15 protein-coding genes are annotated in these 14,329 nt (G+C 73.3%); 10 read left to right on the top strand and 5 right to left on the bottom strand.

The window, feature by feature from the left end:
- Positions 1 to 258: 258 nt before the first annotated feature.
- On the top strand, positions 259 to 855 hold the full coding sequence (locus ACIQOW_RS06210; protein WP_401080257.1) for a lytic polysaccharide monooxygenase: 597 nt from the start codon (positions 259 to 261) through the stop codon (positions 853 to 855).
- A 135-nt stretch (positions 856 to 990) separates the two neighbouring features.
- Here the strand turns inward: ACIQOW_RS06210 and ACIQOW_RS06205 are convergent, their stop codons facing one another.
- Positions 991 to 1,170, bottom strand: coding sequence for a hypothetical protein (locus ACIQOW_RS06205; protein ID WP_188296605.1), 180 nt, complete (start codon positions 1,168 to 1,170; stop codon positions 991 to 993).
- Between the two features lie 217 nt (positions 1,171 to 1,387).
- A complete protein-coding gene (gene phoU, locus ACIQOW_RS06200; protein WP_188296604.1) occupies positions 1,388 to 2,077 on the bottom strand; it encodes a phosphate signaling complex protein PhoU in 690 nt (229 codons plus the stop codon).
- 306 nt (positions 2,078 to 2,383) lie between these two features.
- On the opposite strand from phoU, the gene ACIQOW_RS06195 reads away from it, so the two are divergent.
- Entirely contained in the window at positions 2,384 to 3,796 is a 1,413-nt protein-coding gene (locus ACIQOW_RS06195; RefSeq protein WP_401080254.1) for a sensor histidine kinase, read from the top strand.
- A 2-nt stretch (positions 3,797 to 3,798) separates the two neighbouring features.
- A complete protein-coding gene (locus tag ACIQOW_RS06190; RefSeq protein ID WP_188296603.1) occupies positions 3,799 to 4,494 on the top strand; it encodes a response regulator in 696 nt (231 codons plus the stop codon).
- Between the two features lie 99 nt (positions 4,495 to 4,593).
- Here ACIQOW_RS06190 and ACIQOW_RS06185 read toward each other — a convergent pair whose 3' ends face one another.
- Positions 4,594 to 5,256, bottom strand: a complete 663-nt coding sequence (locus ACIQOW_RS06185; protein WP_401080252.1) for a DUF461 domain-containing protein — start codon at positions 5,254 to 5,256, stop codon at positions 4,594 to 4,596.
- Positions 5,257 to 5,695: 439 nt separating this feature from the next.
- Here ACIQOW_RS06185 and ACIQOW_RS06180 point away from each other — a divergent pair, with 439 nt between their 5' ends.
- From ACIQOW_RS06180 to ACIQOW_RS06150, 7 genes are all read left to right on the top strand, one after another.
- On the top strand, positions 5,696 to 6,178 hold the full coding sequence (locus ACIQOW_RS06180; RefSeq protein WP_014136563.1) for a CarD family transcriptional regulator: 483 nt from the start codon (positions 5,696 to 5,698) through the stop codon (positions 6,176 to 6,178).
- 295 nt (positions 6,179 to 6,473) lie between these two features.
- Positions 6,474 to 7,229: a 2-C-methyl-D-erythritol 4-phosphate cytidylyltransferase gene (ispD, locus tag ACIQOW_RS06175; protein ID WP_401081329.1), complete on the top strand. Its 756-nt coding sequence runs from the start codon at positions 6,474 to 6,476 to the stop codon at positions 7,227 to 7,229.
- Entirely contained in the window at positions 7,219 to 7,719 is a 501-nt protein-coding gene (ispF, locus tag ACIQOW_RS06170; RefSeq protein WP_401080250.1) for a 2-C-methyl-D-erythritol 2,4-cyclodiphosphate synthase, read from the top strand. Before ispD ends, ispF begins: the two co-directional genes overlap by 11 nt.
- A gap of 142 nt (positions 7,720 to 7,861) precedes the next feature.
- Complete coding sequence (locus ACIQOW_RS06165; RefSeq protein ID WP_188296599.1) at positions 7,862 to 8,254, top strand: PPOX class F420-dependent oxidoreductase; 393 nt, start codon at positions 7,862 to 7,864, stop codon at positions 8,252 to 8,254.
- 94 nt (positions 8,255 to 8,348) lie between these two features.
- Positions 8,349 to 9,743: a cysteine--tRNA ligase gene (cysS, locus tag ACIQOW_RS06160; protein WP_401080247.1), complete on the top strand. Its 1,395-nt coding sequence runs from the start codon at positions 8,349 to 8,351 to the stop codon at positions 9,741 to 9,743.
- A 137-nt stretch (positions 9,744 to 9,880) separates the two neighbouring features.
- On the top strand, positions 9,881 to 10,873 hold the full coding sequence (gene rlmB / locus ACIQOW_RS06155) for a 23S rRNA (guanosine(2251)-2'-O)-methyltransferase RlmB (protein ID WP_401080245.1): 993 nt from the start codon (positions 9,881 to 9,883) through the stop codon (positions 10,871 to 10,873).
- A 270-nt stretch (positions 10,874 to 11,143) separates the two neighbouring features.
- On the top strand, positions 11,144 to 12,823 hold the full coding sequence (locus ACIQOW_RS06150; protein ID WP_401080243.1) for a DoxX family membrane protein: 1,680 nt from the start codon (positions 11,144 to 11,146) through the stop codon (positions 12,821 to 12,823).
- A 124-nt stretch (positions 12,824 to 12,947) separates the two neighbouring features.
- Here the strand turns inward: ACIQOW_RS06150 and ACIQOW_RS06145 are convergent, their stop codons facing one another.
- On the bottom strand, positions 12,948 to 13,739 hold the full coding sequence (locus tag ACIQOW_RS06145; RefSeq protein WP_401080241.1) for an NDP-sugar synthase: 792 nt from the start codon (positions 13,737 to 13,739) through the stop codon (positions 12,948 to 12,950).
- An 83-nt stretch (positions 13,740 to 13,822) separates the two neighbouring features.
- A complete protein-coding gene (locus tag ACIQOW_RS06140; protein ID WP_401080239.1) occupies positions 13,823 to 14,278 on the bottom strand; it encodes a hypothetical protein in 456 nt (151 codons plus the stop codon).
- Positions 14,279 to 14,329 lie beyond the last annotated feature (51 nt).

The raw sequence follows: 14,329 nt of genomic DNA, 5'->3' as shown, positions 1-14,329 counted from the left end.
GTCCCGCCGCCCGGTCAGACCGGACGGCGGGGCCTTCGTTCGTTTTCGGTCGGTTCGGAGTCAACCCGCTTGCTCGGCACTGGAGTTGGGTAGGCGGGAAAATGGTTCAGACCATTGACGGCTCAATCGGCGGCTCCTACGGTGAGGGCACCGGACTGGCGCAGGCATGCCAGGAACTCCCCGTCCGGGCCGCCGCACCCCCACGCGCGCGCGTCTGCGCCCCGGCGCACACTCCATCCACCCCCACGGAGGAGCACCATGCGCACACGCCACGTCGTCGGGGCGGTCGTCGCCGCCCTGGCGATCCCGCTGACCCTGGCCTTCCCGGCCGCCTCCCACGGCTACATCACGACTCCGCCCAGCCGGGCCGCACTCTGCGACGTACACACCCACGGCGTCGCCTGGGACTGCGGCGACATCCAGTGGGAACCGCAGAGCGTCGAGGGCTCGAAGGGTTTCCCGGCCCTGGGCCCCTCGGACGGCACCATCTGTGCCGGCGGCAACGCGCGCTTCGCCGAACTGGACGACCCGCACGGTGGCGCCTGGCCGACCACGCAGGTGTCGGCGGGCCAGCAGCTGACCTTCACCTGGCGGTTCACCGCCCGGCACGCGACCGCCGACTTCCGGTACTACCTGACCAAGCCGGGCTACGACGCGAGCCGGCCGGTCACCCGGTCCGACCTGGAGCTGACGCCCTTCCTGACCGTCCCGTACGGGGGGCAGCAGGTGCCCGGCTCGCTCAGCCACACCGCGACCGTCCCCGGCGGGCGCACCGGCCACCACGTGATCGTGTCGGTCTGGAACATCTCCGACACCGCGAACGCCTTCTACTCCTGCTCCGACGTCCGGTTCTGACGCACGCGGGAACGCACGCGGGAACGCACGTAGAAACGCACCCGGGAACGCACGCAGGAACACGCGCGGGAACGCACGAGGTGCACGGCCGTCGGCGGGCCGTGCACCTCGGGGACTCCTCGGGCGGCGGGCCGCTCAGTGGCCGCCGCAGCAGCCGCCGTCCGCGCCGCCGCACTGGCAGGGCGCGCCGGACTGGCAGCCGCAGCCGCAGCCGGGGCCGCAACCGCAGCCGGCCGCGAGGACGGGAAGCAGCTTCGGGGCGAGTGGCTCGACGGTTTCGTGGGCGGTCGCCGGTCGGGTCGAGTTGGCCTTCATCGAGCTTCCCTCCTAGTGACGGGCACAGTCCTGTGCCCCCACTGTCGAGTGAAACCGCCGAACGGACGGAGCGTCAACGGGCGCGCAGTGGTGGGGCGCACGGTAGCCCGTGCGCCCACACCACCCCCGTCGCGGGTTTACTCACCCCCCCGGGGGTGAGCCGGGACCGGCTCCGGCGGGACCGGCGAGCCCGCCGGCACCGGTCCGGCCCCGGCGGTCAGTCGACCGGCGCCGCCTCGGCGGCCTCGGTGGCGGCCACGAACTCGGCCACGTGCTCGCCCGTCACCAGGTACACCACGCGCTTGGCGACCGACACCGCGTGGTCCGCGAAGCGCTCGTAGTAGCGGCCGACCAGGGTGAGGTCGACGGCGGTCTCGATGCCGTGGTGCCAGCGCTCGTCGATCAGGTGCGACAGCAGCTCGCGGTGCAGGGTGTCGATCGCGTCGTCGTCCTGCTCCATCTCCAGCGCCTTGTCGACGTCCTTGGTGGCGATGACCAGGCCGGCCTTGGCCACCAGGCGCTGGGCGAGCTGGCCCATCTCCAGGACGGTGGAGTGCAGGTCGCCCGGCACCGCGGTGTCGGGGTAGCGCATCCGCGCGACCTTGGCGACGTGCCGGGCGAGGTCGCCACAGCGCTCCAGGTCGGCGCTCATCCGCAGCGAGGTGACGACGATGCGCAGGTCGGTGGCGACCGGCTGCTGGCGGGCCAGCAGGTCGATGGCCCGGTTCTCCAGCTCGTGGTGCAGCTCGTTGATCTTGGCGTCGGCGGCGATCACGCTCTCCGCCAGCGCCAGGTCCGCGTCGAGGAGGGCGGTGGTGGCGCGGCCCAGTGCAGAGCCGACCAGCCGGGCCATCTCGACCAGGCTGTCGCCGATCGCATCGAGTTCCTCGTGGTACGCGTCGCGCATGTTCTCTCCTCAGTAGCTGTGTCGGTGGCGGTGCCGACCGGTCAGCCCGTCCGACCATCGTTCCGGCGTCCGGGTGACCGCTGCTGGTGGCGCGCATCGTACGCGCACACCCGAGCCGGTGACCGCCGTTCGGCACACCGATCTCTCCCACACGGGCTGCCTGGCCAACTTTCCGCCGCCAGGGCGACGGCGTACGGCCGCTACGGTGAATCGGTCACAACGTGAAGGTGAATTCTCGGCAACGTGCGGTCGATGCCTTGACCCAGTGCATGGGGACTGCCCTGGCCGTACGCTTACGCTGGCCACATGGACGTGAACGTGGCCGCCGCCGCTGCCTGCGCCATAGCCGGGCTCGGCGTCGGCCTCACCGCCTCCATCGCCTTCCGTTGGAGCGAGCGCGAACAGGCCCGGGGCAGGTACAGCGGAACCGGCGGCAGAAACCCCGGCCGGTACCAGTCCCTGGGCACCGGCCACCCCGAGCCGCCGCTGCCGCCCGGGGTCGACACCGTGCTCTCCGTGCTCCGCTCCTGCGCGATCGTGCTGGGCGAGGGCGACGAGGTGGTCAAGGCCAGCTCGGCGGCGTACGCGATGGGCCTGGTGCGCGGTGGCGCCGTCGCCGTGGACCAGATGCTCGCCCTGGCGCGCGCCACCCGCAGGGACGGCGAGATCCGCCAGGTCGAGCTGGAGGTGCCCAGGCCGGGCGCGGCCCGCGCGGCGGAGCCGCTCGCGGTCTCCGTCCGGGTGGCCCCGCTGGGCTCCCGGCTGGTGCTGGTGCTGGTCGAGGACCAGACCGAGCGACGCCGGGTGGAGGCCGTCCGCCGGGACTTCGTGGCCAACGTGAGCCACGAGCTCAAGACCCCGGTCGGCGCGCTGTCGCTGCTCTCCGAGGCGGTCGCCGACGCGTCCGACGACCCGGAGGCGGTGCAGCGCTTCGCCGGCCGGATGCAGGTCGAGGCGACCCGGCTGGCCAGCCTGGTCCAGGAGATCATCGACCTCTCCAGGGTCCAGGACGACCGGCTGATGGTCGACCCGGAGCCGGTGGCGGTGGACGAGCTGATCGCCGAGGCGATCGACCGCTGCCGCCAGCAGGCCGCCGCCAAGCAGATCCTGATCGCGGCGGGCGGCATCGCCGGCCTCTACCTGCACGGCAACCGCGGCCAGCTGGCCGCGGCACTCGGCAACCTGGTCGAGAACGCCGTCAACTACAGCCCGCCCCGCACCCGGGTGGCCATCGCCACCCGCCGGATCTCCAGCGCCGCGGCGCTCGGGGAGGCGGACGGCGAGCTCATCGAGATCTCGGTCACCGACCAGGGCATCGGTATCTCCGAGAAGGACCGCGAGCGGGTCTTCGAGCGGTTCTACCGCGTCGACCCCGCCCGCTCCCGGGCGACCGGCGGCACCGGCCTGGGCCTGTCCATCGTCAAGCACGTCGCGGCCTCGCACGGCGGCACCGTCTCGGTGTGGAGCGTCGAGGGCCAGGGTTCGACCTTCACCATCCGCCTGCCCGCCGGGCAGGCACCCGTGGACGGCGATCCCGACGACGCGTTCGACGACGAGCCGGACCACGTGCCTGACCACGAGCCGGACGGCGACTCCGCCGGACGACCCGCCGCCGCACCCCGAACCCTCACCACGGACCGCACGGCCCGTCCGTTCCCCGCCGGGGAACGGGAACAACACCTGTCAGACACAACCCCTCAGCTTGCCCCGGAGGCCTGATCGTGACCCGAGTACTGGTGGTCGAGGACGAGGAGTCGTTCAGCGACGCCCTCTCGTACATGCTCCGCAAGGAGGGCTTCGAGGTGGCGGTCGCCGCCACCGGCCCCGACGCCCTGGAGCAGTTCGAACGCAACGGCGCCGACCTCGTCCTGCTCGACCTGATGCTGCCGGGCCTGCCCGGCACCGAGGTCTGCCGCCAGCTCCGGGTGCGCTCCAACGTCCCGGTGATCATGGTGACCGCGAAGGACAGCGAGATCGACAAGGTCGTCGGTCTGGAGATAGGCGCTGACGACTACGTCACCAAGCCGTACTCCACCCGTGAGCTGGTCGCCCGGATCCGCGCGGTGCTGCGCCGCCGCGGCGAGGACGGCGGCGCGGGCGACAACGGCAGCGGCCCGGGCGCCCTGGAGGCGGGCCCGGTCCGGATGGACGTGGACCGCCACGTGGTGACCGTGGACGGCGCCAAGGTCGACCTGCCGCTCAAGGAGTTCGACCTGCTGGAGATGCTGCTGCGCAACGCGGGCCGGGTGCTCACCCGGATGCAGCTGATCGACCGGGTGTGGGGCGCGGACTACGTCGGCGACACCAAGACCCTGGACGTCCACGTGAAGCGCCTGCGGGCCAAGATCGAGCCGGACCCGGGCGCGCCGCGCTACCTGGTCACCGTCCGCGGCCTGGGCTACAAGTTCGAGCCGTAAACCGTCCCGATCACGCGGAAGGCCCCCGCCGGCTGCCGGCGGGGGCCTTCGCGTCGCTCCGGCGGGCCCGTGCGGGCCCGCCGGGGGCGGGGTGGGTCGTCAGTGCGCGGCCGGGACGGCCGGCGTGGTGGTGGTGCCGGCCGGGACGCCGGTGGCCGGAGCGCCGGGGACGGCGGCACCGGTGGTCGGGGCGGTCGCGGGGGTGGTGGCCTTGGCGGGGGTGGCGGTCGGCGCGGGGGTCGGCCCGAAGCCCTTGTACAGACCGAGGCCGTGCTCGCCCGCGTCCGGGTTCACGGCGGCCTCCGCCTCGACCTTCTGGCCGTCCTTGAAGGCGAACGCGGTCGGGGCGAAGCCGCCGACGTGGACCTTCGCCGAGGTGACGGAGGCGGACGGGTTGCCCTGGCCGCCGATGGCCACGGAGCCGCCGGCCGGGACGACGATGGTGGACAGCGGGGCGCCGGCGGCGTCCGCGAAGGTGGCAGCGGCACCGCCGACGGTGACGGACTGGAGCTCGGCCGGGGTGGTCGCGGTGTTCGCGATGTTGACGACCACGTTGGCGGCACCGGTGTAGTCACCCGCGGTGCCCACCCCGGTGACGACCACGATGTTGTTCAGCCGGAGGTTCGCTCCGAGGGTCGCCGCCGCGTTGTCGGGCTTGATCTGCAGGGTGTCCGGCGTGTTGCCGGCGGCGCAGGACGACAGCGAGGCGATGGCGATGGCGGCGATGGCGGCGATGCTGCCGCGTCGAAGAGTGCGGCTCACGGCGGCGGCTTCTCCTAGGTCACGTGTCGGTAGGTCAGGTCTCAGATTATCGACCTCACTTATGCGCTCCTCACGGGGTGGTCCCCGTGTCGCACTCCCGGGGGCCGCCGGGGGCCGTCCGGCGGTACGGGCGGCGGCGTGTTCGGCATGTCCGGGTCACTCGACGGACAAGGTTCGACCAAGATCGAATAACGATTCGGCCGCGACCTGAAAAGGGGTGAAAGCTCAAGATCCAACCATGGTTGCGGGGGTGTTGCGCAAGGGTTTCGTCGAACCCCGGAACCGCCTCCGACCTGCGGGAAGCCCCTCTCGAACATCGGTCGCAGCACGTCATGGGGGTCCTTGTCAAGCCCCGAGACCGGCCCTGACCTGCGAAAACGCCCTTCGGGTGCGCCGAGAAGCGTGTTATTCTGGAAAGCCACGGAAGGGGTCCTGTCACATGACGTTCAAGGTTGGCGACACGGTGGTCTACCCCCATCACGGGGCCGCGCTGATCGAGGCCATCGAAACTCGCCAGATCAAAGGTGTGGACAAGACCTACCTGGTGCTCAAGGTGCAGCAGGGAGACCTGACGCTCCGCGTGCCCGCCGAGAACGCGGAGTTCGTCGGCGTGCGCGATGTGGTCGGCCAGGAGGGTCTGGACCGGGTCTTCGAGGTGCTGCGCGCACCGTACACGGAAGAGCCGACCAACTGGTCCCGTCGCTACAAGGCGAACCTGGAGAAGCTCGCCTCGGGCGACGTCATCAAGGTCGCCGAGGTCGTCCGCGACCTGTGGCGCCGCGAGCGCGAGCGCGGCCTCTCGGCCGGCGAGAAGCGGATGCTCGCGAAGGCGCGCCAGATCCTCGTCAGCGAGCTCGCGCTGGCGGAGAACACCAACGAGGACAAGGCGGAGACGCTGCTCGACGAGGTCCTCGCCTCGTAGCGCGCGCCACCGCAGTGCGGTCGGGCTGCCGCCCGACGTTCACAGCGCCCGGTGCCGACGCGCCGCTCCCCGGACCGACCGTCCGGGAGTGGTGCACTGGCACTCCGGGCGCTGAGGCGTGTCCGGAGCACACCACCCGCCCGACTCGGTCCAGGCCTGCAAGACCGTTTCCGCACCCGCTTGCGCGGAGCCCGCGGAACCGTGCGGCGGGCGGTGGACCGTGGTTCTTCGGAAGGGGTCCGGTGCGCCCGCCGGGCACGCCATGGCCATACCCACTTCGCCGAAGGAGTGAAACCTGAACGCGTCAGCAGCAGTCGCAGCAGCAGTGGTGCCCGCCGCCGGCCGGGGTGAGCGGCTGGGGCCGGGGGCCCCGAAGGCCCTGCGGGAACTGGGCGGTGTGCCGCTCCTGGTGCACGCCGTCCGGGCCCTGGCCCGCAGCCGGGCGGTCGGCCTGGTCGTGGTCGCCGCACCCGCCGACGGGGTGGCCGAGGTGGTCGCCCTGCTGGACAGCCACGGGCTGGACGGCAAGGACGTCCGGGTGGTGGCCGGCGGGGCGACCCGCCAGGAGTCGGTCCGGCTGGGCCTGGCCGTGATCCCGGAGGAGGTCGGGATCGTGCTGGTGCACGACGCGGCCCGCCCGCTGGTCCCGGTCGAGGTGGTGGACGCCGTCGCGGCCGCCGTCCGGGCCGGGGCGCAGGCCGTTGTGCCCGCCGTGCCGCTGGCTGACACCGTGAAGCGGGTCGAGCCCAACCCGGGCCGCCCCGAGCCGGTGCTCGACACGCCCGAGCGCGCCACCCTGCGCGCCGTGCAGACCCCGCAGGGCTTCGACCGCGCCACCCTGGTCGGGGTGCACGCCAAGGCGCTGGCCGAGGAGAGCGCGGGCACCGCCGACGCCCCGCCGGTCACCGACGACGCCGGCCTGGTGGAGCGCTACGGCGGCCGGGTCGTCGTGGTGCCAGGCCACGAGGAGGCGTTCAAGGTCACCCGTCCACTGGACCTCGTGCTCGCCGAGGCCGTACTCGCCCGCCGGAGGGCCGCCGATGCCTACTGAGACGCAGACTCCGTCCGTCCCCCGGGTCGGGATCGGCACCGACGTGCACGCCTTCGAGGCCGGCCGCCCGCTCTGGGTGGCCGGGCTGGAGTGGCCGGACGCCGGGGACGGCCTCTCCGGGCACTCGGACGCCGACGTCGCCGCGCACGCCGCCTGCGACGCGCTGTTCTCGGCCGCCGGGATCGGCGACCTGGGCGCCCACTTCGGCACCGACCGCCCGGAGTGGGCCGGTGCGTCCGGGGTGAAACTGCTCGGCGAGGCGGCGCGGCTGGTCCGCGAGGCGGGCTTCGAGATCGGCAACGTCGCGATCCAGGTGATCGGCGTGCGGCCGAAGATCGGCAAGCGGCGGGCCGAGGCCCAGGCCGCGCTGTCGGAGGCGGCCGGCGCCCCGGTGTCCGTCTCCGGCACCACCACCGACGGGCTGGGCCTGACCGGCCGGGCCGAGGGCCTGGCCGCGATCGCCACCGCCCTGGTGTACGAGCGGCGTTGAGCCGGTCGCGGTGAGCGGGCGGGAACAATCCGCCGCTGACGGGTGTTCACCGGGTGTTCCGGGGGTCCGAGTCGCTAGTGTTCGGCTCGGGCCCGTACGGGGCTTCCGCTCGGGCCGCACCGCCGACGAGAAGAGGTTTCCGATGGGTGTCGGACTCGCCGACAAGGTCAAGGAACTGCTCGACAGCACGAGCTTCGCCGTGGTCTCCACGATCCAGCCCGACGGGAGCCCGCAGGCTTCGGTGGTCTGGGTCAAGCGGGACGGCGACGACATCCTGTTCTCCACCGTCGAGGGCCGCCGCAAGCACCTCAACCTGGTCAGGGACCCTCGGGTGTCGCTCGTCATCAACTCGAAGGACAACCCGTACGAGTACTTCGAGGCGCGGGGTGAGGCCACGCTGACCACCGAGGGCGGGCGGGAGCTGATCGACGAGCTGTCCCACAAGTACATGGGCAAGGACTACGGCTTCGACGGCCCGGAGGACGTCCGGGTGGTCGTCCGGATCTCCCCGCGCAAGGTGGTCGGCAACATCTGACCCCCTCCCGTCACCCGCCGTTCCCCGGGGCCGCGCCCCTGTTGTCCCGGGGAATGTGGCGGGGCACCCCCCTGTGCCCACTACGCTTGACGCTGTGAGCATTCGTCTGTACGACACCAGCACCCGCCAGGTACGCGACTTCGTCCCGCTTGTACCGGGTTGTGTCTCGATCTACCTGTGCGGCGCTACCGTCCAGTCGGCGCCACACATCGGGCACATCCGGTCGTACCTGAACTTCGACCTCATGCAGCGGTGGTTCGCCTACCGCGGCTACCAGGTGACCTTCGCCCGGAACGTCACCGACATCGACGACAAGATCATCACCAAGGAGCGCGAGCTCGGCACGCCGTGGTGGCAGATCGCCTACGAGAACGAGCGCGCCTTCAACGACGGCTACGACGCGCTCGGCTGCCTGCGGCCCACCGTCGAGCCGCGGGCCACCGGGCACATCCCCGAGATGATCGCGATGATGCAGACGCTCATCTCCAAGGGCCACGCCTACGCGGCCGACGGCAACGTCTACTTCGACGTCCGCTCGTACCCCGACTACCTGGCGCTCTCCAACCAGAAGCTGGACGACCTGCGCCAGCCCGAGGGCGAGGGCGAGACCGGCAAGCGGGACCAGCGCGACTTCGCGATGTGGAAGGCCGCCAAGCCGGGCGAGCCCAGCTGGGAGACCCCGTGGGGCCGCGGCCGTCCCGGCTGGCACCTGGAGTGCTCGGCGATGGCCCACAAGTACCTCGGCGCGGCCTTCGACATCCACGGCGGCGGGCTGGACCTGATCTTCCCGCACCACGAGAACGAGATCGCCCAGTCCAAGGCCTACGGCGACGACTTCGCCGGCTTCTGGGTGCACAACGCCTGGGTCACCATGGCCGGCGAGAAGATGAGCAAGTCGCTGGGCAACTCGGTGCTGGTCTCCGAGATGGTCAGGGCATGGCGGCCGATCGTGCTCCGCTACTACCTGGCGGGTCCGCACTACCGCTCGATGATCGAGTACAGCGAGGAGTCGCTGCGCGAGGCCGAGGCCGGCTTCGGCCGGATCGAGGGCTTCATCCAGCGCGCCGTCGAGCGCTGCGGCACGGTCGACGCGGCGCCCGAGGTGCCGCCGGCCTTCGCCGAGGCGATGGACGACGACTTCGGCGTCCCGCAGGCGCTGGCCGTCGTGCACACCGCCGTCCGCCAGGGCAACAGCGCCCTGAACGCGGACGACAAGGAGAGCGTGGTGGCGCGACTCGCCGAGGTCCGTGCGATGCTCGGAGTACTGGGCCTCGACCCGCTCGACCCGCACTGGGCCGGGACGGAGCGTGGCGAGGACCTCCACGGCGTCGTCGACTCGCTGGTCCGCCTGGTCCTGGACCAGCGGCAGGCGGCGCGCGCGCGCAAGGACTTCGCCACCGCGGATGCCATCCGCGACCAGCTCGGCCTGGCCGGGCTGGCGATCGAGGACACCCCGTCCGGCCCGCGCTGGACGATCAACAGCCAGTAACCCCATCCGACGATCGGGGTGATGGGTGGGCCGTACCGGACCGGTGCGGCCCTCCCTCATGACGTAGCGCATGCCGTCGGCCGCCACCGGACAGACCGGGGTGGCCGGGGCATGCCGGACAGACAGGAAGTACAGCCATGGCCGGCAACAGCCAGCGCAGGAACCGTCGAAACCCCGGATCGAAGAAGGGTGCGGCTGTCGGTACCGGCGGGCACAGCCGGAAGGCGCTCCAGGGCAAGGGCCCGACCCCGCCCGGCGAGGAGCGCAAGGGCCACCCGAAGCAGCGGGCCGCCAACGCCGCGATCAAGCGCGAGCGGGACGCCAAGGCCCGGGCCGGCATGCGCCGGTCCGGGGCCGGCGGTCGCGGTGGCCGCGGCGGCGCGGGCAGCGCCGAGCTGGTCTTCGGCCGCAACTCGGTGGTCGAGGCCCTGAAGGGCGACGTGCCCGCCAACACGCTGTACGTCCAGCAGTTCATCGACACCGACGACCGGGTCCGCGAGGCCTTCCAGGCCGCCAACGACCGCGGCATCCCGCTGATGGAGGCCCCGCGCCCGCAGCTGGACCAGATGACCGGCGGGCTCAACCACCAGGGCCTGGTGCTCCAGGTGCCGCCGTACGAGTACGCGCACCCCGAGGACCTGCTGGCGGAGGCCGCCGACTCCGGCCAGGACGCGCTGATCATCGCGCTGGACGGGGTGACCGACTCGCGCAACCTGGGCGCCGTGGTCCGCTCGGCCGCCGCCTTCGGCGCGCACGGCGTGGTCATCCCCGAGCGCCGTGCGGCCGGCATGACCGCGGGTGCCTGGAAGACCTCCTCCGGTGCCGCGGCCCGGCTGTCCGTCGCCCGGGCCACCAACCTGACCCGCGCCCTGGAGGCCTACCAGAAGGCCGGCCTGATGGTGGTCGGCCTGGCCGCCGACGGCGAGGCCGAGATCGGCGACCTGGAGCTGCTGACCGGTCCGGTGGTGATCGTCGCCGGCAGCGAGGGCAAGGGCCTGTCGCGGCTGGTCTCCGAGACCTGTGACATGCGGGTCCGGATCCCGATGTCCGGCCTGACCGAGTCGCTGAACGCCGGTGTCGCGGCGGGCATCGTGCTGTACGAGGCCGCCAGGCTGCGCGCCAAGCGCTGAGTACGACGGGGTGCCCGGCAGGGCTCGGAAGCCGAGCACGGCCGGGCGCCCGGAGGGTTCGAAGGCTGAGTACGGCCGGGTCGTGGAAGGCTCGAAGGCTGAGTACGGCCGGGTCGCCGAGCGCAGGCGATCTTCCTAATTCTCCGCAATCCGAGTGGAAGGCGATCGGGCCCGACCGGGCCCGATCGCTTTTTTCATGATCACTTCAAGTGTGCGCCGGACATCCACCCGGGAGAGTGTCCTAAGCGCCCGTCACCCGGTTAGACGGGCGTGGACACCAGAACACCTCGGCGCCCCCTGTTCGGCGACGGCAGCACCGGGATAGACGCGGGCCCCGGCCTCAACACCGTCAAGGTGGAGTCGGACCCGGGGCGGATCAGCAGCACCCAGGCGAGTTTCCGGCTCCGGCTCGGCGCCCCGGTGCCGCCGCTGATCGAGGCCCCGGCCGGACTGCTGTCCACCGGTGCCGCGTTCGGCGACCCGTACGCCAACCAGGGCCTGATCCGCCGTCCGCTGGTCACCCCGCAGGTCGTCGTGCCCGCCTCCGCCGTCCCGGTGCTGGCCGGGGTCGGGGCCGGCGGCGCGACGCGCCGCAAGGGCCGGGTCACCACCGTCACCTGGACCGGGCAGGCGCCCCCCGGAGACCTCGCGGCCACCCGGCTGCTGGAGGCCGTGCGCCCGGGCGGCAGCCCGGCCGGTGGCGTCCGCCTGGTCGATGCCGACACCCAGGTGCTCCCGTCCCTCGCGGGCGCCCGGGCCGTCCCGCGCCAGCCCCGCGAGGGCGCCGGCACCGCCGTCGACGCGGGCGTCGGGCCGGTCGGCGAGCCGCACGGCTGGACCCCGAGCGGCGAACTGCCCGAGGTCTCCGCCGCCGACGCCGAGGGCCGGCAGCCCTGGTACCCGGGCCGCCGGGTCGACCTCGGCCTGGTGCTGCTGCCGCTGCGCGCCGTCCTCGGCTCGCTCTCGGTCTACGCCGGGTTCAGCAAGCTGTGCGACCCGGTGTACTTCGACGGCGGCGAGCGCGGCTCGATGATGCGCTGGCTCTCCTCGCTGCACCCGTGGAAGGTCGCCGAGCCGCTGCTGGCCTTCGCCATGGCGCACCCGGTGGGCGCCGGGCTGATGGTGGCGTTCGTCGAGATCGTGGTCGGCGTGCTGACCATCCTCGGCCTCTGGCAGCGGCTCGCCGCCGGTGCGGCGATGGCGCTCTCCGCCGTGCTGCTGTTCACCGTCAGCTGGCGGGCCGTCCCGGTCTACGACACCCCGGACCTGATCTTCCTCGCGGCGTGGAGCCCGCTGCTGATCGCCGGGGCGCCGTTCGCCTCGCTGGACGGGCGGCTCAACCTGGAGGCCTGGCGCCGGTTCGGCGCGGACGCGCCCGGGGCGCTGCGCCGCCGGGTGCTGCGCCGGGGCGCCGTGGTCACCACGGTGGTGGTCGGCCTGACCCTGCTGCTCGGCTCGATGCTCGGCGCCGCCGTCCGCACCGGCGCCAGGGCGCACCAGGAGCCGGACCGTCCGGCCACCGACTACGGCACCCCGGTCTGGCCGTCCGGCAGCCCGTCCGGCACCCCCGGCGGCAAGGGCACGTCCACCTCGCCCCCGTCCGCCCCGCCGTCCGCCCCGCCGTCCGCCAGGCCGACCACCCCGGCGCCGAGCGCCACCACTCCGTCCACCACACCGTCCGCCAAGCCGGCCACTCCGACGCCGAGCGGCAAGGCGCACCCGGGCCGGGCGGAGACCGGGTCGGGCTCCTCCCCGGCCGCGGCCCCGTCCGGCGGCTCGGGCAGCACCACGCCCGCCGCGCGCAGCACCCCGGGCAGCGGCGGCTCGGGCCCGGCGTCCAAGCCCAGCCCGAGTACCGGCGGGCTGCTCGGCGGGGTGCTGGGCAGCGCGCCGCTGGCGGACCTGTCCGGCGGCCGGGCCTCCCACCCGGGGGCGCCGACCGCGACCTGAGGCCCCGGACGCGCGCGTCGGCCGGGTGCTCCGTGGGGGAGCACCCGGCCGACCGGCCTGTCCGGGCGCGGTGCTGTGGCCGGGGGGCGTCAGCGGGGTGCCCGGGCTGCCCGGGGTGGGGCTGTCAGCCGTGTGCCCGGCCGGCACCGGAGGCGAGCTCCTTGGCCGCCTCGGTGAGGTCCTTGGCGGTGTCGATGGCCCGCCAGTACACGCCCTGGGGCAGCTGGTAGCCCGCCAGCCGCTTGCTGCGGGCGAGCTGGGGGAAGGTGGTGCGCTCGTGGTCGCCCACGTCCGGCAGCAGCTCGGCGAACTCCGGGCTGAACACGTACAGGCCGGCGTTGATCAGGAACGGCGACGGCGGGGCCTCGATGAAGTCCAGCACGTTGCCGAACTGGTCGGTCTCCACCGCGCCCCACGGGATCCGCGGACGGGCCAGGGCGAGCGTCGCGACGGCGTCCCGCTCGTGGTGGAAGGCGGCCATGTCGCGCAGGCTGAAGCGGGTCCAGATGTCGCCGTTGGTGGCGTACCAGGGCTCGTCCGGGCGGGGCAGCGCCTTGGCCGCGTACTTGAGGCCGCCGCCGCGCCCGAGCGGCTCCGCCTCGACCACCGTGCGCACCCGCAGCGGCAGGTCCGCCCCGTCCAGCCACTCCTCCAGCACGTCGGCGAGGTGCCCGCAGGAGACCACGACGTCGGTGACGCCCTCCTCGGCGAGCCAGGCCAGCTGGTGGCCGAGGATCGGCGTGCCCGTCCCGGGGATCTCGACCAGCGGCTTCGGGCGGTCGTCCGTGTAGGGGCGCAGCCGGGACCCCTGGCCGCCGGCCAGGATCACGGCCTGGGTGACGGGCGTCGTGGTCGACCGGGGCTGCGGGCGGGGTGCGGACGGGAGGTCGGCGACGGGGCCGGAGTCAGCGCTCATGCCTGAACAATAGGGCGGCGGACGGGGGCGTCCGTCGCCCCGGGCACCGTCGCCCAGGGCGACCCGGGCCGGCCTCGGCTGCCTCAGCCGACGACGCCGGCCGCGAACGAGCCGTCGCAGACCGGGCGGGCGAAGGAACGGGCCCGCTGGACGTCGCCCTGGTACTTGCGCACCGCCGCCTTGCCCAAGTCGCCTGCCAGCGAGGTGCAGTAGGGCGTCAGCGAGGGCTGCTCGCGCATCGAGCGCTCCAACAGGTCCAGCGCGGCGGAGGGGCTCTTCGCGCGCAGCTCGTCGAGCAGAGCCACCCGCAGCGACTCCTGCGGGGCGAGCCCCTCCAAGGCCTTCGCCGCCGCTCCGGCCGCGTTGTCGGAGCGCCCGATCCCGGCGCCGTCGCCGCTGGACGCCGCCACGACCTGCTGGTCGAGCCCGGTCGGCGGGGCCCAGGGGACCCGGGTCACGGCGAGGGTGCCGGTGGTCACCAGGACGACCGGCAGGGTCAGGGCGAAGGTCTGGCCGATACGGCGCACAAGCTGCTTCACCCTCAGGAGAGTAGCGGTGGGTGCCGGTCGAATCGCCCTCCGTTACACCAT

Source organism: Kitasatospora sp. NPDC091335, assembly GCF_044757205.1.
Taxonomy (GTDB): domain Bacteria; phylum Actinomycetota; class Actinomycetes; order Streptomycetales; family Streptomycetaceae; genus Kitasatospora.
Note: the sequence above shows the minus strand (reverse complement) of the source record. Positions and strands in the feature narration are given on the sequence as shown.

What these genes read in the sequence shown, in the direction of transcription:
- ACIQOW_RS06210 (WP_401080257.1), top strand. Translation starts at nt 259, where the DNA reads ATGCGCACACGCCACGTCGTCGGGGCGGTCGTCGCCGCCCTGGCGATC.
- ACIQOW_RS06205 (WP_188296605.1), bottom strand. Translation starts at nt 1,170, where the DNA reads ATGAAGGCCAACTCGACCCGACCGGCGACCGCCCACGAAACCGTCGAG.
- phoU (WP_188296604.1), bottom strand. Translation starts at nt 2,077, where the DNA reads ATGCGCGACGCGTACCACGAGGAACTCGATGCGATCGGCGACAGCCTG.
- ACIQOW_RS06195 (WP_401080254.1), top strand. Translation starts at nt 2,384, where the DNA reads ATGGACGTGAACGTGGCCGCCGCCGCTGCCTGCGCCATAGCCGGGCTC.
- ACIQOW_RS06180 (WP_014136563.1), top strand. Translation starts at nt 5,696, where the DNA reads ATGACGTTCAAGGTTGGCGACACGGTGGTCTACCCCCATCACGGGGCC.
- ispF (WP_401080250.1), top strand. Translation starts at nt 7,219, where the DNA reads ATGCCTACTGAGACGCAGACTCCGTCCGTCCCCCGGGTCGGGATCGGC.
- ACIQOW_RS06165 (WP_188296599.1), top strand. Translation starts at nt 7,862, where the DNA reads ATGGGTGTCGGACTCGCCGACAAGGTCAAGGAACTGCTCGACAGCACG.
- rlmB (WP_401080245.1), top strand. Translation starts at nt 9,881, where the DNA reads ATGGCCGGCAACAGCCAGCGCAGGAACCGTCGAAACCCCGGATCGAAG.
- ACIQOW_RS06145 (WP_401080241.1), bottom strand. Translation starts at nt 13,739, where the DNA reads ATGAGCGCTGACTCCGGCCCCGTCGCCGACCTCCCGTCCGCACCCCGC.